Annotated in this window: 16 protein-coding genes; 6 read left to right on the top strand and 10 right to left on the bottom strand. The window is 43.7% G+C overall.

Translation table 11 applies throughout. From position 1 onward, the window contains the following. The first annotated feature begins 72 nt into the window (after positions 1-72). Both F995_RS03700 and F995_RS03705 read left to right on the top strand, forming a co-directional pair. On the top strand, positions 73-2,526 hold the full coding sequence (locus F995_RS03700; protein ID WP_004645480.1) for an LPS-assembly protein LptD: 2,454 nt from the start codon (positions 73-75) through the stop codon (positions 2,524-2,526). Further along, entirely contained in the window at positions 2,526-3,833 is a 1,308-nt protein-coding gene (locus F995_RS03705; protein WP_004645481.1) for a peptidylprolyl isomerase, read from the top strand. The genes F995_RS03700 and F995_RS03705 overlap by 1 nt, the downstream gene beginning before the upstream one ends. Positions 3,834-3,951: 118 nt before the next feature. On the opposite strand, the gene hfq is transcribed toward F995_RS03705, so the two are convergent. The 4 genes from hfq to tsaE form a co-directional block, all read right to left on the bottom strand. After that, positions 3,952-4,479 carry an RNA chaperone Hfq gene (hfq, locus tag F995_RS03710; RefSeq protein WP_004645482.1) on the bottom strand — a complete coding sequence of 176 codons (528 nt, stop codon included), beginning with the start codon at positions 4,477-4,479 and terminating at the stop codon, positions 3,952-3,954. Positions 4,480-4,571: 92 nt separating this feature from the next. After that, the gene (miaA, locus tag F995_RS03715; protein ID WP_004645483.1) at positions 4,572-5,516 is read right to left on the bottom strand and encodes a tRNA (adenosine(37)-N6)-dimethylallyltransferase MiaA; all 945 of its coding nucleotides are present in this window, start codon (positions 5,514-5,516) and stop codon (positions 4,572-4,574) included. A 6-nt stretch (positions 5,517-5,522) separates the two neighbouring features. Further along, positions 5,523-7,490 carry a DNA mismatch repair endonuclease MutL gene (gene mutL, locus F995_RS03720; RefSeq protein WP_004645484.1) on the bottom strand — a complete coding sequence of 656 codons (1,968 nt, stop codon included), beginning with the start codon at positions 7,488-7,490 and terminating at the stop codon, positions 5,523-5,525. Continuing rightward, complete coding sequence (tsaE, locus tag F995_RS03725; protein WP_004645485.1) at positions 7,480-7,959, bottom strand: tRNA (adenosine(37)-N6)-threonylcarbamoyltransferase complex ATPase subunit type 1 TsaE; 480 nt, start codon at positions 7,957-7,959, stop codon at positions 7,480-7,482. Before tsaE ends, mutL begins: the two co-directional genes overlap by 11 nt. 126 nt (positions 7,960-8,085) lie before the next feature. Between tsaE and F995_RS03730 the strand changes: the two genes are divergently transcribed. From F995_RS03730 to F995_RS03740, 3 genes are all read left to right on the top strand, one after another. Then, positions 8,086-8,994, top strand: a complete 909-nt coding sequence (locus F995_RS03730) for a pseudouridine synthase (protein WP_004645486.1) — start codon at positions 8,086-8,088, stop codon at positions 8,992-8,994. 114 nt (positions 8,995-9,108) lie between these two features. Continuing rightward, positions 9,109-9,456 (top strand): type II toxin-antitoxin system RelB/DinJ family antitoxin, encoded by a 348-nt coding sequence (locus tag F995_RS03735; RefSeq protein ID WP_004645487.1) that lies wholly within the window; start codon positions 9,109-9,111, stop codon positions 9,454-9,456. 97 nt (positions 9,457-9,553) lie between these two features. Next, the gene (locus tag F995_RS03740; protein WP_004278907.1) at positions 9,554-9,997 is read left to right on the top strand and encodes a GNAT family N-acetyltransferase; all 444 of its coding nucleotides are present in this window, start codon (positions 9,554-9,556) and stop codon (positions 9,995-9,997) included. Positions 9,998-10,040: 43 nt separating this feature from the next. Here F995_RS03740 and F995_RS03745 read toward each other — a convergent pair whose 3' ends face one another. After that, complete coding sequence (locus tag F995_RS03745) at positions 10,041-10,748, bottom strand: pseudouridine synthase (protein ID WP_004645489.1); 708 nt, start codon at positions 10,746-10,748, stop codon at positions 10,041-10,043. A gap of 140 nt (positions 10,749-10,888) precedes the next feature. On the opposite strand from F995_RS03745, the gene F995_RS03750 reads away from it, so the two are divergent. Beyond that, positions 10,889-11,341 carry a DUF441 domain-containing protein gene (locus F995_RS03750; RefSeq protein WP_004645490.1) on the top strand — a complete coding sequence of 151 codons (453 nt, stop codon included), beginning with the start codon at positions 10,889-10,891 and terminating at the stop codon, positions 11,339-11,341. A 261-nt stretch (positions 11,342-11,602) separates the two neighbouring features. On the opposite strand, the gene F995_RS03755 is transcribed toward F995_RS03750, so the two are convergent. The 5 genes from F995_RS03755 to F995_RS03775 all read right to left on the bottom strand — a co-directional run bounded on the left by F995_RS03755 (position 11,603) and on the right by F995_RS03775 (position 17,857). Beyond that, positions 11,603-11,929, bottom strand: coding sequence for a gamma-glutamylcyclotransferase family protein (locus F995_RS03755; protein ID WP_004645491.1), 327 nt, complete (start codon positions 11,927-11,929; stop codon positions 11,603-11,605). A 30-nt stretch (positions 11,930-11,959) separates the two neighbouring features. Further along, complete coding sequence (locus F995_RS03760; protein ID WP_004645492.1) at positions 11,960-13,675, bottom strand: AAA family ATPase; 1,716 nt, start codon at positions 13,673-13,675, stop codon at positions 11,960-11,962. Positions 13,676-13,765: 90 nt separating this feature from the next. Then, positions 13,766-15,772 carry a hypothetical protein gene (locus F995_RS03765; RefSeq protein ID WP_004645493.1) on the bottom strand — a complete coding sequence of 669 codons (2,007 nt, stop codon included), beginning with the start codon at positions 15,770-15,772 and terminating at the stop codon, positions 13,766-13,768. A 196-nt stretch (positions 15,773-15,968) separates the two neighbouring features. Next, positions 15,969-16,721 carry a 1-acyl-sn-glycerol-3-phosphate acyltransferase gene (locus F995_RS03770; protein ID WP_026055750.1) on the bottom strand — a complete coding sequence of 251 codons (753 nt, stop codon included), beginning with the start codon at positions 16,719-16,721 and terminating at the stop codon, positions 15,969-15,971. A gap of 26 nt (positions 16,722-16,747) precedes the next feature. Continuing rightward, positions 16,748-17,857, bottom strand: a complete 1,110-nt coding sequence (locus tag F995_RS03775) for a beta-ketoacyl-ACP synthase III (protein WP_004645496.1) — start codon at positions 17,855-17,857, stop codon at positions 16,748-16,750. Positions 17,858-17,869: the final 12 nt, after the last annotated feature.

Below are 17,869 nucleotides of genomic sequence, written 5' to 3' on the forward strand. Positions count from 1 at the left end.
TACTTATCAACTTTTTCTCTATGATGCGACAATAATTAATTGCGATAAAAGCATGATTGGTTAATGAGACAAATGAAGCATCACTTTAAAATAAATCCTCTAGCGACTGCGATCTTAACCCTTTTATGTGGCAGCTCAGCCTCCGGCTATGCTGCATCAAATGTCTCGTCCGATGTAAATGCAGAACAACTCAAACAGCGCATAAATGAGACCTATCCAGGTGAAGCATTCTTTTCGCAATACTATGTCGACAAATCCTCAGCTGAAGCACAGCAGCGGCAGGAAAAATACTTAAGTTCGGCTTATTGTGAAGGCACCTGGGTGACCCCGATTGCCCCAGATGCAGCAACCGTTGCGCCAGATCAGGCTACATCCACCATTACTGCAGATTATGGACACTACAATCCAGCAGGTGACTCTTATTTAGAAGGCAATGTCATCATTGACCAGCAAGGTCGCCAGATTCGTGCTGAACGCGTAACGATTGATCAAACCCAGACCTATGCCAAAGCAGAAGGTCGGGTACAACTTGCTCAGGGTGGCCTACTCTCGCAAAGTGATGATATTAATTATAATTTAAAGACCCAAGAAGGCGACCTAAATAACAGCTTCTATATTGCCGAGCAGCAACATGCGCATGGTCGGGCAGAAAAGATCGCCAGAACCTCGACCGAGACGGTAGAACTGGAAAATGCGACCTATACCACCTGCCCACCTGAGCAAAAACCGACCTGGAAAATCCAGGCAGAAAAGATCAAGTTGAATCAGGAAACCGGACGTGGTGAAACCCGGAATACCAAGCTTTATGTTAAAGATGTTCCGGTTTTAGCGGTTCCCTATTTCAACTTCCCGATTGATGACCGCCGCACTACCGGTATTCTGACGCCGACATTTGGCTTTACCAATGATGGTGGTCTGGAACTGGGTGTTCCGGTTTACCTGAATTTAGCACCACAATATGATGCGACAATTACGCCGCGTTATATTGGCGATCGTGGTACGATGTTAGACGGTGAGTTTCGCTATCTGACTGAGAATTATGGTGAAGGCCGTATTTGGGGAGGTTATTTACCTTCCGATGAAAGCTATAGCGACGAAGACCGTAAAAGCCTGCATTTCTTACATAACTGGCAGATCAATAATCAGCTCTCCACCAACCTTGAATATAACTACGCTTCAGACAAAGATTACTTTGCCGATCTGGATAACAACCCGAACTCTAAAACTGACCTGAACTTACGCCGTGCCTGGGAAGTCAATTACAAAAATGGTATTCCTGGCTTAAAGGCACAATTCAAAGTCGAAGATTTCCAGACCTTAGATCCAACTGTACTGGATGAAGACCGTCCTTATGCACGCTTGCCGCAGCTTTTAGTCAATTACAAAACTGGTAATCCATTGGGATTACAGCTTGAATTTAATAACGATACGGCTTATTTCCAGAAAGACCTGAGAAATTTCGCCGATACTGATCCAACGGGTGAGAAGGTATATCAACCGAGTGGTACACGGATCTATAATGACTTTTCCGTGCGTTATAATCATTTTACCCCGTGGTCATTCTTCATTCCTCAGGCAACTGTACGCAACATCAATACTTTCTATGATGAAAAAACCCAAAGCCGTAGCGCGTCTAGTGAAAATAATTCAATTGTGGTGCCACAATTCACGCTGGACACCGGCTTAATTTTTGAAAAAGAAGGTACGTATCTACAGACCTTAACGCCTCGTCTGTTCTATGCGTATTCACCTTATGAGAACCAGCAGAATCAGCCAAACTTTGATTCAGTCGTCGCTTCGATTAATTATGATCAACTTTTCAGTGCGCGTCGCTTTTATGGTAATGACCGCCTGGAAGACAATAACTTTGCCTCCTTAGGTCTGAGCTATAGCCTATTTAATGAAGAAGGTCTGGAGCGCCTGCGTGCCAGCGTTGGACAGAGCTTTTTCTTTGAAGATCGCCGTGTAACGTTGGAAAATGATGCAGATGAATTCGACCGTGAAAGTCATACTGGCCCTGTAATTCAACTGACCAGCCAGCTGTCAAATAATGTTCACGTTAATCTGAACTCAAGCTGGATGTCGAATGGATCGAATGCCCAACGAGATTTGCAGGTTTATTATACCGGTGAGCAAGGCAATCTTTATAACCTAGGCTATTTCTATCGCAAAGATATTCCGAACCGTCAAAAGAGCTATGATCATGTGGTGGGTTCATTTATCCAGCCGATTGCCAACAACTGGCGTCTGGTTGGACATGCCCAGTTTGACCTCGACAATAGTGTCGCACGGGAATATTTACTTGGCGTGAACTATGAGTCATGCTGTTGGGGAGTTTCTGTTTACGGTCGCTCATATTACAATGACTTAGACGACGTTAATGATTCAAGCGTCAAAGCCAAACGCGCCATTATGGCCGAAGTCAGCCTGAAAGGCTTAGGTGGGTTAAGCAGCAAACTCACCTCATTACTAGAAAATCGTATTCTAGGTTTTAACAATATCAATCAAACTTGGACAGAACGTTAATGAAGACAAAACAGTTAAAACAAATTTTTAAAGCAACCGCACTTGTGCTATGCCTTTCTTCAGCGATGACGACTTTTGCTGTTGCCCAACCTAAAGATGAAGTTGTAGCTGTAGTCGACAATAGTATCATTCTACGTAGTGACCTGGCTCAAGGTGTAGCCGAAATCTCACATCAGCTGCAAAAACAGAAAAAGGCAGTTCCACCACAACAATATCTTGAGCAACAAGCTTTAGAGCAACTGATTATTCGTCAGGCACAGCTTGAACAAGTTAAACGTTATAATATTCGTCCAGATGAAAAAGCTTTAAATGAAGCCGTCCTGAAAGTTGCCCGTGATTCTGGTTCACCGAGTCTGGAAGCATTCCAGCAGAAACTGGATGCCATGGCGCCCAATACCTATGCTTCTTTACGTAACCGTATCGCTGAAGATTTAGCACTGAATCGTTTACGTCAACAAATCGTGACTTCACGTATTCAAATTACAGATCAAGATGTTAAAAACTTCCTAAATACCCCGCAAGGTCAAGCTTTGCTTGGCAGTCAGGTCCATGTACTGCATTTACGGGTAAGCGGTGAAAATGCTGAACAAATTGCAACAAAGGTAAAGCAAGAATTAAATAGCAGCAATGACATTCAGGCGATCAGCAAAAAGTACAGCACTGGCGGCGTTAAAGTCGAAGCTGCTGATATGGGTGTGAGAAACCTGTCAGAAATTCCAGCAGAACTGGCTGCACGCGTGACCACCCTGCAACCAGGTCAAACTTCTGAACTGATTCCTGTCGCTGATGGTGTACATGTTCTGAAGCTCTTGGAACGTAAAGGTGGCGAACAGAAAGCCCTTGTTCCTCAATATTTAACACGACACATTCTGATTCAACCGTCTGAAGTGGTCAGTCCTGAAAATGCCAAACAAATGATTGATAGTCTGTATAACCGCCTCAAACAAGGTGAAGATTTTACTGTTTTAGCTTCAACGTTCTCCAATGATACTGGCTCGGCTCGTGATGGCGGAAGCCTTGGTTGGGTTAGCCCAGGCGTGATGGTGCCTGAATTTGAACAGCAGATGAAAAGCACCCCAGTAGGTCAGTTCAGTAAACCGTTTCAATCCCAGTTTGGCTGGCATATTCTGCAAGTGAGTGAAACACGCCAACAAGATATGACACAGGAATATCAGGAACGTATGGCTCGCCAATTACTGGGTGAACGTCAATTTGATGCCGAATTAGATAGCTGGTTACGTGAAACGCGCAATAATGCTTATGTAGAAATCAAAGATCCGCAACTGGATCCTAAACGTAACCGTTAAGCCTTACCAGAATGCTAAAAAGCCAACGACATCTCGTTGGCTTTTTTATTTAAACAGCTTAAAACGTACAGATATAAAAAAACCTCTCATTGAGAGGTTTTTTAATTTTCAAACTCGATTAACGATTGTTTTCATCGTCTGAAGAGTCTTCAAATTTAGTATCGTTGTCAAAACCAGCGCCTTGACCACCAAAGCCAGCACCTTGACCACCGAAGCCGCCTTGACCACCAAAGCCAGCACCTTGACCACCGAAGCCGCCTTGACCGCCGAAGCCACCGCTTTGACCGCCAAAGCCACCTTGACCACCGAAGCCGCCGCCTTGACCGCTAAAACCACCTTGACCACCGAAGCCGCCAGCACCTTGACCGCCACCAAAGCCACCTGCAGCACCTTGACCACCGAAGCCCGCACCTTGTGGACCAGCAGGCGCGCCAGCAGGACGTGGATTACGTGCAGGTACTACAGTTGAAATTGCATGCTTATAAACCATTTGGCTTACTGTATTTTTTAATAAAACCACGTATTGGTCAAAAGATTCGATATGACCTTGTAATTTAATACCGTTTACTAGGAAGATAGATACTGGGATACGTTCCTTACGGAGAGAATTCAAGAATGGATCTTGTAAAGTTTGACCTTTAGACATGTTATAACTCCAAAAAAAATTAAAAATCAGCGCAAAAACTATCTCTATTTTTCAATTAAAAATTATAAAAAAGATAGTCCCTAAATTTTGCTTTATCCGTGACAGTTTCGCAAGTCTTCTTGAGCCTGCTGTAGCGTAAAATATGTTGTAAATTTATGCTTTTCTTGCAAAGACCTTAACCACGTATATTGACGTTTTGCAAGTTGTCGTGTCGCAAATAAAGCTTTATCCTCCATTTCCCGTTGCTTTTCCTTGGTTTTATCAGCATTTTTTAAGAATTCCATAGCCTGACGATAACCCACTGAACGCATGGAAGGTAAATTTTCATTAAAATCGTATTTTTCAATTAAATTCACAACTTCATTTAAAAAACCGCTTTTCCACATAATTTCCAGACGTTGTTCAATACGCCCATGTAATTCTAACCGATCTGGCATCAGTGCATAATTATGGAAACTGTAACGATATGGTAAGTTTTTAGGTTGTTCTGCCTGTAGTTTTGTAATCGGCTCACCAGTCAATTTAAAAACTTCCAAGGCTCGAATAATGCGCTGCTTGTCGCTAACCTTGAATTTTTCACCGGCAATCGGATCGACTGCACATAACTCTGCATAAACCGCTTCCCAGCCCTCCTGCTCACCCTTGGCTTCAATCTCTGCCCGGATAGCATAGTCTGCACTTGGTAGGTTATCTGACAAACCTTCAAGCAAGGCCTTAAAATACAGCATGGTTCCGCCAACCAGAATCGGGGTTTTACCACGCACATGAATATCATCAATCAGGCGGCAAGCATCTTCGACAAAGTTGGCTGCAGAATACACTTCAAGTGGACTAATAATATCAATCAGATGATGCGGATAGCGCGCCAGTTCCTCTTTAGAAGGTTTGGCTGTACCAATGTCCATTTCCCGATAAACCAGTGCAGAATCGACCGAAATCAGCTCAAATCCCCCTTGCTCATACAGTTCACATGCCAAAGCGGTTTTACCACTTGCAGTTGGCCCCATTAAATTGATGACCGGCAATTGATTGGACATGTAAAACTACTCTCCTCGAGCAAAAAGTTTATCTAGTTGAGCCAATGGAAAGGCGCGCCAAGTCGGACGACCATGATTACATTGACTGGCAAATTCGGTTTGTTCCATCTGCCGTAATAAAGCATTCATTTCAGACAAACTTAGGATACGATGCGCTCGCACTGCACCATGACAGGCCATTCCCGCCAAAATTTGGTCACGCTTCTGCAATAGGCTTTGTGCTTGATCCCCCGGATCTAAATCATTCAATAATTCAGGAATCAGGGCATCAAAATCCGCCTTGTGTAGAATAGCCGGCACGCCACGTACAATGACTTGCTCATCACCATACTGATCAATTTCCAGACCCAAACGTGCGAGTTGCTCTTTCAGCTCTTCTACCCGCATCGCCTGCATCCGGCTAATGTTTACGACCTTTGGAATCAGTAGTTGCTGTGACGTCCAGAATTCAGGTTTATCCCAGGCTGATTTCATTTGCTGCAAAACAATACGTTCATGCGCCGCATGCATATCGACAATAATCAGACCTTCGGTATTTTGTGCCAGAATGTAGATACCATGTAACTGGGCAATGGCAATGCCCAATGGATGCTCATCCACTTTGGCCTTTACATGTGTCTGAAAAGACTGCTCAGGACTAAATACTTCGGTTTCCGAACTTTCTCTGAGCGGTGCTAAATAACTTTGCAAGGCATTATTCAGCTGCTGTGAACCAGAATAAGATTTACGGTAATCTTGGGAATAATGCACTGTTTGTGGACCTGAAGATGCAAAATCGGTCAGCACATCTGAAGTTTCATTTTCACTTAAGGCAGATGTCGTTCTCACCACCTGTGGCTGAGAATGCGCAGTCTGATGCAGGCTGAACTGTTCCTGATAACGCGGTTGCGGGGCCGTCAAGCCAGGCTGCTCATCCTGTTTCATTGCCTCGGCTAAATCTGCAGTTGCGGTCTGGAATTGTGCCAACGTTTCTTTGGCATAATGCCGTACGAACTCATGTACTTCACGTTGATTCAGGAAGCGAATTTCATGCTTGGTCGGATGGACGTTTACATCCACATTTTCTGGATCAACTTCTAAAAACAGTAAATAAGCCGCATGCTGATGCCCATGCAGGATGCCGTCATAGGCCATCCGTAAGGCATGGGAAATGGTTTTGTCTTTGACAATCCGGCCATTTACATAGACATACTGCAAATCAGCCTGTGCACGTGCATCTGAAGGATGGCCAAGCCAGCCAGACAAACGCATGTTGATACTGTCTGCATCCATCCAGTAGGCATTTTCAGTAAATTGGCGGCCAAGCAATTGCTGTACCCGCTGAAAACGCAAAGCGCCGCTATCCGCCACGGGTAAATTCAGTTTGATGCTTTCATTATGTTCTAGCACAAAACGGATATCAAAATGCGTCAGTGCCATACGGCGCACAATTTCTTCGATATGACCAAATTCAGTGCCCGGTTTTTTCAGGAATTTACGCCGTGCAGGCACATTAAAAAACAAATCCTGAACCCGGATATGCGTCCCTTTTGAGGCCGCAACAGCCTGAATTTCCTGATGATCAAAAGCCGTGCCATTGACTTCGACCTGATAACCGATACCCTCGTCACTTTGACTGCTGATCATGGTCAGGCGTGAAACTGCTGCTATCGACGCCAGTGCTTCGCCACGAAAGCCCAGACTGCTAATCGCATACAGTTCATCAGCACTCTGGATTTTGCTGGTGGCATGACGCATCACGGCCAGCGGTAAATCCTCATGATGAATTCCGCGTCCATTGTCGATGATTTCAATTAAAGTACTGCCGCCCTGTTCGACCCGAATGATCAGCTCTGTCGCCCCCGCATCAATCGAGTTTTCCAGTAACTCCTTGACCACAGAAGCCGGACGTTCAATCACCTCACCTGCGGCAATCTGGTTGGCAAGTGCAGGATCAAGGGCACGAATACGGCGCAGACTTAAATCATTCGACATGTGAAAATTGACGCTCCAGAGCCTCTCGTAAAGCAAGATTCGATGAAATCAGGCTTGCAGTACGGGTAAGTTCATCTTCAGATTTTAAAATTTCAATAATCAGGTCAGCTTGCGGAATTTCATCGCCACCTTTGGATGGCCATTCAAATAAAAATAGCGCATTCGGTGTTTCCAGGTAATCCCGGATGCCCATCAGTTCCAGTTCATACGGATCATTCAGACGATACAAGTCAAAATGAAAAATATCCTGACCATTAATTTGATAGGGTTCGACCAGTGTATAAGTTGGACTTTTCACTGAACCTTTATGACCCAGCTGTTGCAAATAATAACGTGTTAACGTCGTTTTTCCTGCCCCTAGGTCACCAATCAGATACACGACCCCCGCAGGGAAATTTTCCGCCAGAACCTTGGCTAGTTTTTGGGTATCGTCTTCATGATTTAAAGTGACATTAAATGAATAAGGCATATTACTCACGACATGATGCAAAAGAATAAATATGATAGCATCGCCACGCTTTAAAAGCCTATTCACCTGTGTGAGAAACTGTATTTTTTCACAGCATCTGTTCCTTAAGAGGTTAATCTGCCTGCCATGCAAACGACTGTTGAATTTAACCCGCCCATGCTGAATGGGGTCAGTGCCAGTAAAGTTTTTTTGCCAGCCAGTCCGGATGCGCCCCTGACAGTTTTTGATTATTTATGCACACAATTTGCGCATATCGCAACAGATGAATGGCAGTCCCGTTTCACCGAAGGTCTGGTCTATGATGCTCAGGGCAATCAATTAACTACAGCAAGCCTATTTCAGGCCAATAGTCACTGTTTTTATTACCGTTTTTTGGCACATGAAGTGCATGTTCCTTTTCAACATCAGATTTTATTTGAAAATGAGCATTTCATGGTAGTCGATAAACCGCATTTTTTGACCATGAGTCCGACCGGACAATATGTGCAGGAAACGCTACTGGTTCGTCTTAAAAAACAGACCGGCAATGAGCATTTAACGCCTATTCACCGGCTGGATCGTGAAACGGCAGGTGTGGTCCTGATTTCCAAACGTGTGGAATCACGTGGCCTATATCAACAGATGTTTGCCACACGTCAAGTGCAGAAGACTTATCATGCGATTGCGGCCTATCAACCTGATTTAAAATTTCCATTGATCACGCGATTAAGAATGGAAAAGGGACAGCCCTTTTATACCATGCACGTGCTAGACGGAACGCCGAATAGCGAGACGGCGATCGACCTGCTGGAACATAATACAGAATGGGCCAAATATGAGCTAAAACCACATACTGGCAAGCAGCATCAATTACGGGTGCACTTGAATCATCTGGGTATTCCGATCCGTCATGATCCCTTTTATCCACAGGTAGCGCACAAGGCGGAAGATGATTTTTCTGCACCTTTAAGTTTATTGGCCAAACATATTCAATTCATCGATCCGATCACGCAGAAAAGCATGAATTTCAGCTCGCAACTTGAATTGACACTGTAAATCTCTTGTCATTACAGATTATTTTCCAAAATCGGTCGCTTTAAGATTGAATTTCAAACGTAATTGATTAGAATAAAGGCGAAAAGTTAAGTAATTTAAAGCTTTAAAAATATTATGAGAAAAACTGAAGTTTATCAAATTCGCTTGGACTCGCAAGAGAAGAAACAAGCCTTTGCGGTATTTAAGCAATTGGGGATTACGCCAGCTCAGGCAGTGCGTCTTTTTTTCAAGCAAGTGGTGATTACCAAATCGATCCCCTTCTCGATTGAAAACCAGAATATCAACCTGGAACAACTGATTCGCCTGCGCAAGCTAAAACAAAATGAAGCGAAAACCGAGCAAAATGCGCTTTCCAGTTCTGCCCTGAATCTGCTGGATGATCAGGAGATCCAGCTGGATGATGATCATCTTGATTTATTTGAAGAACTGAATGCCATTTTGGGTGAAAGCGACAAAATTTAACATTGTTGCATTTCCAAACAATTTCTAAAGCCTGCCACTCACAAACTTCGCTATGCTTGATGCTGATAATCAATAAAAAATTAGCATGGAGTATGCAATGCTCGTACGACGCGCCCAGTCAGCAGACCTGAATCAGCTGGCGGTATTATTTGATGAATATCGACAGTTTTATGGTACGTCTTCCAATCCTGAACTCTCTTACCAATTTTTAAAACAGCGTTTTGAAGATGGACAGACCGTCATTTTCATTAATACCAAAGATGACACTTTTACCGGCTTTATTATCCTGTATCTGGGTTTTTCTTCGGTGGCTTGCTCGACTTATTATATTCTGGATGATGTCTATATCACCCCGGTTTTTCGGCGTCAGGGCGCAGCCAAACAACTGATTGATACCGCGATTTTATTTGCCAAACATGAACAGGCCTTAAGAATCACCCTGGAAACCCAAAAAAACAATTATCAATCGCATAAATTGTACGAATCTATGGGATTTATAAAGGATGATGAATTTCAGACTTATCACTGTTTCCTGAAATAAGTCCTAATCTTTTTCATCACATTTCAAGCGAATAAAAAATTTATTATTCTGAGCGGAATTTGGCCTGTGCCACCTGTTCAGCATTTAAATACAGCCATTCTCCTTCAGCCAGTTCAGGCAAGGCCAAAGCACCAATCTGTGCACGATGTAGCTGTTCCACTTTATTGCCTACGGCAGCTAGCATGCGCTTCACCTGATGATAGACGCCTTGATGAATGGTCATTTGCAGACGATTTTCAGCCAATCGTGTCACTTCGGTAGCTGAAAAAATGCCTTTTTCATTTCTTAATTCAACACCTTGTTCTAGTTGCTGAATCTGTTCATCCGTGACGGCATCCGCAGTTTGCATCTGATAAACTTTGGCGACATGCTTTTTCGGATGGGTGAGCGCTTGCAGAAACTGTCCATCATCGGTCAGCAATAATAGTCCGGTGGTATCCTGATCCAGACGGCCTACACACTGAATCCCCCGATTCAGCAAAATGTCATCAAACAGGTCAAACACACTAAAATGATGCGTCGCCTGATGCGAACACTCGTAGCCTTGTGGTTTGTTTAAGGCGATATAAACTTTTTCCCGATAGGTATGACTTTTACCATAAACCTCGAAATTTAAATGATTTAAATCCAGGTTATATTTAGGATTGTCAACCACTTCATCTTGAATTGAAACAGCACCATTTTTAATCAGTTGCTGACAATGCTTGCGGGAGCCGAAACCTTGTGACTGCAACATTTTTTCCAATAGCATCTGTTTATACCTGTATCGAGTGAAGACCTATGCATTCTATCCTGAAACAGTCATGAATTTGGTTTCTTCCGCTGTTTTCTAGGTATCATGCGTTGAAAAGCTCTACAATAGCTTTATTTTTCATTCTTTCTCTCCCGCTTATGTCGCAACTTGATCTGAATCTGATTGTTCTTTTGGTTTTACTGGCTTGCGGTATTTTCAGTCACAATAGCGCCGTCACCATTGCTGCAGCGGTGTTAATCGTTTTGAAAATCACGCCTCTCAGCAGTTTATTGCCTTATGTACAGGCGCATGGTTTAAATATCGGCATTATTATTCTGACCATCGGTGTTCTGACACCGATTGCCAGTGGCAAAATTTCAGGAGAAAGTATTCTCAAATCTTTCCTGAGCTGGAAGTCTTTGCTGGCAATCGCGATTGGGGTTTTTGTTGCTTGGCTGGGCGGACGTGGAGTGAAGCTGATGTCAAATCAGCCAGATGTGGTGGCCGGACTGTTATTAGGCACAGTGGCTGGTGTAGCAGTATTACGCGGTGTTCCAGTCGGTCCTTTAATTGCGGCTGGGATTTTATCGTTATTGATTAGTACACAATAAATGTACAAATCATCAGCGCGTATTCCCAGTATGCAATAATTTCTCAAAAATACATCACATGACCGGAAATATGCAGACCACCCGTTGATTATCTTGCGCTAAGCTCTAAAGCAGTGCTTCAGGCTTGCTCAGAAGATATTATCAGATCAACGGAATACTTTATTAATTCGATCTTTCAAAATTCAAGCAAAGGAAAGTGAATGATTTTTAAAAGCGGTGACCTGATAAAAATTTGAAATTCAATAAATGACACCTACCAGTCTAATCTTTCAAAGCATAGACCAAACTTTCTATCATCTCACCATTTTCCAAATATACTTTAACCGGAATACGTTGATATTCATCGCCTTCAAATGCATCCAGCTCATCCCAATATTGGGGAAGATTCTCGGATATGAATACATAACCCTGAACAGTCTCACCCGAATCACTGAGCTGAATACCCGGGCTACCCAGTTCAGCACCCCAGCCACGCTGCTGCAAATGCCCACGAATATAACCGGCTTTCCAGCTTCCCCCAATCCGTTCCATGACATGGGCATTGGGTTGCTGGGGACGAAGCGTGCCGTATACAAATAAACTGTGCATCTTAAGAACTCTTAAACATCATTGTGATAATTATTCTACAAATAGTAGTGCCAAACGCACCTGGTCATAAGCCATTTTAGGCGTAGTCAATTCCACAATCGGACGCAGCTTAATAGAACCGTCATCATTAAAATGTTCCGAGTTTTGACGCTTGGTCAGACGTTTATAAATCTTGCGAACCTGTTCCACCACTTCCTCACCCGGATGCGCAAGCGAGATATCCAGCCCCTGCTCTTTATGCAAACGTCCCAAATGATTGATGATGGTTGCCGGAGTCAAACCACGTTCAGTCGCGATATCGGCAATTTCATAACCTTCTTCAAACAGTTCACGCGTTTCGTCTAGCGTTGCCGTGGCATAGCTTTGTTTTCCAGCATTCTTGGAAATTTTCTTTTCATTGCGCTGGATTTCAACTTCATTCAAAGTCCCGCCACAATGCCGGATAAAGGCTTTGTGCTGCGCAGTCAAATCGACATTTTCAAAATTCGCTTCGGCTTCATCAGAAAGTTCCTGAAAACGGCGATCAGCTTTAATCGCCAGACTGTCGAGCTCCAAAGCCTGTTCATTAAAGCCTTTTAAACGTAAGCCATTTAAGCTTTTCAAACGGGACAAGGCGACATAGCCCTGACCTTTTTCAAAGGTATGACTCAGATCAATTTCAGCAGCTTCCAGGGTCATGCCTTGTGATTTATGAATGGTAATTGCCCAGGCCAGACGCAATGGAATCTGCTGGAAACTGGCAATGGTTTTACCGGCCTCATTGTCTACCGACCAGGTTTCAGGCTCAACCACCAGTGTAGTACCATCGGTCAGTTTGACTTTGGGCAGCACGCCATATTCATCATCTTCCTCAAAACTGATCACCTCGCCCAGACTGCCATTGATATAACCCATATCAAAGTTGTTTTTCACAAACATGACTTTGGCATGTTTTTTCAGGGTTAAGGCTTCAGGCGCTCGCACTGACGATTTTAAAGTCTCGATCAGCTTTTCATTGCCATCACACTGCGCGTCAAACTGGCGTGGATCATTGTCAATTTCATTCAGATGTTTAAAGTTAATACTGTCTACATCCATATTATGCGTATACAGGCGCGTATAGGTCTCGCCGATTTCTTGATGTCGGGTGGCCTGTAAAGCCGTGCGATGTTCATGGCTAATCGCCTGGGCACGAATCGCATTCAGAATATCATTCAGATAATCATTGCCCTGACGATGCTGCTCAGTCAGGTAGCAAACGCGGAACTTGGCTTCAACCCAGGCATCCGACATAAAGCAAAATTTGTCCCGGTTGCGCTCATCATTTTTACCGACTGGCGGTAACTGGAAAAAGTCCCCTGCTACAATCACCTGAATACCACCGAAAGCTTCATCACTTTCCTTGAAATATTTCAGTACCTGATTGACCAGATTCAACTGCTTGGCATGCAGCATGGAAATTTCATCAATAATCAGGACTTGCGCATTTTCCAGATGTTCTTTTAAGTATTTTCGCTCTTTCATCCGCTTTAAATCTTCTTCAGACAAAAAGTCTTTAATACCAATGCCTGCCCAGGTATGAATGGTCATACCATTCATATGTGTGGCTGCAATACCGGTCGATGCGGTAATTGCGACGGCGACCTTACGCGCCTTTAAATAGTTAATATATTGATTCAGCGTATAGGTTTTTCCCGCACCGGCAGAACCGGTTAAAAAGACATTCTCTCCTGCTTTGAGTAACTTAAGGGCAGTTTCCTGTTTCATAAGAGCAACACCGTAAAAGAACGGCTATAGCCTAACGATTTTTAGCGGAAAAGTTAAGCGTCATGGCGGAAAACAAGCTGTATTGAATTGTCAGGCCTGCAAGTTGAGCCAATTAATAAAATGCATGGCGATATTGCTGTATTCGGCTTCTGCTTTCTGGTTATTCGGATATTCCAGCTGATCAAAAATCACCTGTCCATTCACCAATTGACACCCCAAGATTAAGGGTAGGTGCACAGCGGGATGAGACATGCGAAAGGCCACATACTGCCTTTCCACAATTTGCTGAGCATAGCTTGCCGCCAGACAGTTCCTGAAAATTTTAGATTCCTCTAAAATCCGATCCAAAGTTTTAAGCTCTTCAAAACGCCAGTTGAAATACAGTAAAAATGAAACCTGAGTGATTGGCGTCCAGTTCACCAGTGCAAACTGTTTTTTCAGCTTGGCGATCATTTCCTGCTTTTGAATCTGATCATGCCAGACGACCGCCTGATTAAACAAACTGGTCCAGCTCAGATTTTTCGGTATTTCTGTATGGCTGGAAAAATACTCTACCAGATAGTCACGCACATAACTGTCAAAGAGCGACTCCCGTACATGCCCGCTTTGCAAATAAAATAGCTGCCTGAACTCAGTAAAAGGAATTCGATAGCGGTGCAGAACATTATAGAAATCACGGTTCTGCTGGCTTGGAGGCTGAATATACACCAGAACCTCATCTGGCAAATGCGCCGTAATTTTATATAAATACTGCATATAAGCCTGCATCATCCGGCTCAAGTTCAGATAAACCTTTTTGGTCAGCTGATCATCCATTTTGACCACATTGCGCAGCAGCTCCATCCATTCATCCAGATACAGAATTGAGGGACTAATCGCAATCCGTTGATCCTCAATCGATTGGCGTGTGCCTTTTAATACCACCGCCTGATTATGCTGGTGCTGAAACCAGTCGTGCTGGATTGCATATGCATGCATGCTATGAATAAACAATCGCGCCGAGACATATTGAAAATATTGTAAAGTCACCAGAATAATCTGTGGATGTATATGATGGCTGTCTATAAAACTTAAGGCCGTTACTGCGACCCGCACACTGCTATGCTGGATATTATTACTAATCCAGTCCAGTACCTCGGCCGGTTGCTTAAAGATCCAGTTCACGGCACGATGACAGTCAAAAAGTGGCAATCGGGCTACTTTTTTCTGCCATAAATACGGATGATTTTCCAGGAAATTCCGTTTGGATAATAAATCATCCCGATGCCACACGTCCCGGTTCATCAGACGGACAAAACCGAGCAGGTTACTCTGCTCCTCAGCATGCCGATACAGCAAGCGGATATCATCGGTGTGATCATTCAGTTCATGCAAATTAAAGCGCTCTTCAAAAGACAGCGACATAATCCGGAACATCGCCGGAGGCAAAAACTGTGCGGCGCTAAAACAGAACTCATCCAGACTGTCCATCAATGACTGGATCGACAGGAATTCAGCCTGCTGTAGACACTCCAAAGAAAAAGCCTGTTGCAAGCTTTCAAGAATCTGCTGTGGAATCTCTTGTTCATCCTGAATAAAGTTTTGCATGACAGGTGCTGTATACAACCCGGCCTTGATCAGCTGCTGGTCGATAATCTCAGCTTGAACAATCGACATTTGCTGCAAAAATTCGGACACCCGTTCCAGGCCATTAACCCACGCATAAACCTGAGCCAGGATAAGCTGACGTAACTGTTTGGCTTTGTCGCGTAAATACAGCGAATGCTGTGGTTTTAAATCGCCAGTCAGGAAATAGATATCCTGTAAAAAGAATTCCTCCAGGGCTTCTGCCTTACATTGCTGAAAATAAAAATGACTGTCAACCAAAGCAGGTGCAGCTCCAGAGTCTAGTGCATAGGGAGTATGAAACTGGATATAAAACAGGCCATCCACCAATTCAATCCGGTGTTGATCCTGCTGAATTTTTATTAAATTTTGTGCATTCAGATGACCAATCATCGCCATCTGGTCAAGATAAAGCTGGTTCAGCTCTGGAGAAATCCGTAAACATTGTTGTGCCAATAACCTTAAAGATGCTACCAAGCTTTCCTGTTCCATACGTGCACCTCGGTCATCTTAGAATCATCTTATTTTTATATTGGATCATGCTGAGTCCTTGATCGCCAATCAGTGAACATTTAAAAATACATTATGGCATCACTTGCACTATAAAACCGTCCATGCATCCTCATTGCTAAAAATAGAACATTTCAATAGATCATAGCCTAGATTTTACAGGAAGAATTTTTCTTTTTTAGTCTTGCTGACGTAGCGCCTTAAGCTCGGCCAAGCCGGTATAAATATGTTGCTGCAAGCTGTGTCGAAATGCAATCAGCTCTTCCTGAGTCTGAACCTGAGCAATCGATTGTCGCGGCATAAACTGAAAATAAAATGGCAGGCGTTTTGGGAATAATCGTTTAGGCAAAGATGGAATCACATCGCCCTGACGTAGTAATTTATTGAGTTGTGGTACTTTGAGGAGTTTTTGAAAATATTTATGCTGGATGATCTTATTGGCATCAAAGCCAATCTCATAGACTTCATCCCCACCGAGCGCGGCAAAAGGGACAATATCATAGTTGAATTCCTGAGCCAGCTTTAAAAATCCGTAACGCTGCTTCCAGATCAGTTGATACTGTTCACCCTGACGTTTAAGTACTTCGCGCCCACCTCCCGGAAACACCAGAATAGAATAACCCTGCTGCATCACAGCACGTACATAATGCTGGATGCCATCGACTGCCCCAAACTTCTTCACGGCTTCACGCCATAACGGTACATAAAAATGGCTATGATCCGCAATACTGACCACAGCCACCTTATGTTCGTTGTAGAGGTAATCAATCAGCATCGGCGCATCAAAGATGCCATACATGGAATGATTACCGACATACATTGCAGGTCGACTGGCATCCATATACTCAGCCCCTAAAAATGTCGGGGTAAAATATAACTTGGAGAAGGCACTTAAGCGCCTGATCCACTGCCCGTCATGCTTGGCCTGCAATCTGTCTACTCTCTATTTATTGCGGATTATGCCACGCGCTTTTGGACCAGAATCGAACCTACCGAATAACCCGCACCAAATGAACACAACACGCCGTATTCACCATCTTCAACTTCATGTGCAGTACGGTGTAAGGCGATGATCACCCCGGCAGAAGAAGTATTGGCAAACTCATTCAGAATGATCGGTACCAGACCAGGTTTGGCATTTTCTTTACCAACGACCAGTTTCAGAATCAGTTCATTCATACTGGCATTGGCCTGGTGTAACCAGAAGCGTTTAACACCTGTCGGCTCAATCTGATTCTTTTCCAGTTGCGCAGTAATCATTTTCGCAACCAGTGGACAGACTTCTTTAAATACCTTACGACCATCCTGACGGAAACGTTTGTCGTCAATGTCAGCATCTTCAGAGGTATTCAAGAAACCAAAGTTATTGCGGATGTTATTCGAGAACTGGGTAAACAACTCAGAATCTAGAATTTCAAAACCGGTTTTGCTGTCAGTATTTTCAATAATTGAAGCGGTTGCCACATCACCAAAAATAAAGTGACAGTCACGTGAACGGAAATCGGTATGTGCAGAGGTAATTTCTACATTGACCAATAACACACGGCGCGCGCCTGCTTTGATCGCATCATAAGCCTGTTTCAGACCAAATGTTGCTGCAGAACACGCCACGTTCATGTCATAGGCATAGCCTTTGATACCTAGAGCGGTTTGAATCTCGATGGCTACGGCAGGATAAGCGCGTTGCAAATTCGAGCATGACAGGATCACGATATCAATATCTTCGGCAGTCACACCGGCATTTTCCATCGCCTGCTTGGCTGCGATTACGCCCCATTCTGCTTGCAGTGAAATTTCATCATCTGCACGTTCACGTAAATTTGGACGTAAGCGTTTTGGATCAAGAATACCTGATTTTTCTACGACATAACGGCGTTGTACGCCAGATGCTTTTTCAATAAAGTCTGCACTAGAACCACGACGCGCTTCAACTTCGCCTGCAGCGATTTTGTCAGCATTTTCGTGATTAAACAGTTCCACATAAGCATTTAAACTTTCAACTAATTCTTCATTGGTGATGACGTGTTCCGGATGGAATAAGCCCGTACCCGTAATGCGGATGCCCATGTAAAATTCCTT

Origin of the sequence: Acinetobacter sp. CIP A162, from assembly GCF_000367905.1 — a bacterium.
GTDB lineage: Bacteria > Pseudomonadota > Gammaproteobacteria > Pseudomonadales > Moraxellaceae > Acinetobacter > Acinetobacter lwoffii.

Coding starts and splice junctions, on each gene's coding strand:
- F995_RS03700 (WP_004645480.1), top strand. CDS start 73: ATGAAGCATCACTTTAAAATAAATCCTCTAGCGACTGCGATCTTAACC.
- F995_RS03705 (WP_004645481.1), top strand. CDS start 2,526: ATGAAGACAAAACAGTTAAAACAAATTTTTAAAGCAACCGCACTTGTG.
- hfq (WP_004645482.1), bottom strand. CDS start 4,479: ATGTCTAAAGGTCAAACTTTACAAGATCCATTCTTGAATTCTCTCCGT.
- miaA (WP_004645483.1), bottom strand. CDS start 5,516: ATGTCCAATCAATTGCCGGTCATCAATTTAATGGGGCCAACTGCAAGT.
- mutL (WP_004645484.1), bottom strand. CDS start 7,490: ATGTCGAATGATTTAAGTCTGCGCCGTATTCGTGCCCTTGATCCTGCA.
- tsaE (WP_004645485.1), bottom strand. CDS start 7,959: ATGCCTTATTCATTTAATGTCACTTTAAATCATGAAGACGATACCCAA.
- F995_RS03730 (WP_004645486.1), top strand. CDS start 8,086: ATGCAAACGACTGTTGAATTTAACCCGCCCATGCTGAATGGGGTCAGT.
- F995_RS03735 (WP_004645487.1), top strand. CDS start 9,109: ATGAGAAAAACTGAAGTTTATCAAATTCGCTTGGACTCGCAAGAGAAG.
- F995_RS03740 (WP_004278907.1), top strand. CDS start 9,554: ATGCTCGTACGACGCGCCCAGTCAGCAGACCTGAATCAGCTGGCGGTA.
- F995_RS03745 (WP_004645489.1), bottom strand. CDS start 10,748: ATGCTATTGGAAAAAATGTTGCAGTCACAAGGTTTCGGCTCCCGCAAG.
- F995_RS03750 (WP_004645490.1), top strand. CDS start 10,889: ATGTCGCAACTTGATCTGAATCTGATTGTTCTTTTGGTTTTACTGGCT.
- F995_RS03755 (WP_004645491.1), bottom strand. CDS start 11,929: ATGCACAGTTTATTTGTATACGGCACGCTTCGTCCCCAGCAACCCAAT.
- F995_RS03760 (WP_004645492.1), bottom strand. CDS start 13,675: ATGAAACAGGAAACTGCCCTTAAGTTACTCAAAGCAGGAGAGAATGTC.
- F995_RS03765 (WP_004645493.1), bottom strand. CDS start 15,772: ATGGAACAGGAAAGCTTGGTAGCATCTTTAAGGTTATTGGCACAACAA.
- F995_RS03775 (WP_004645496.1), bottom strand. CDS start 17,857: ATGGGCATCCGCATTACGGGTACGGGCTTATTCCATCCGGAACACGTC.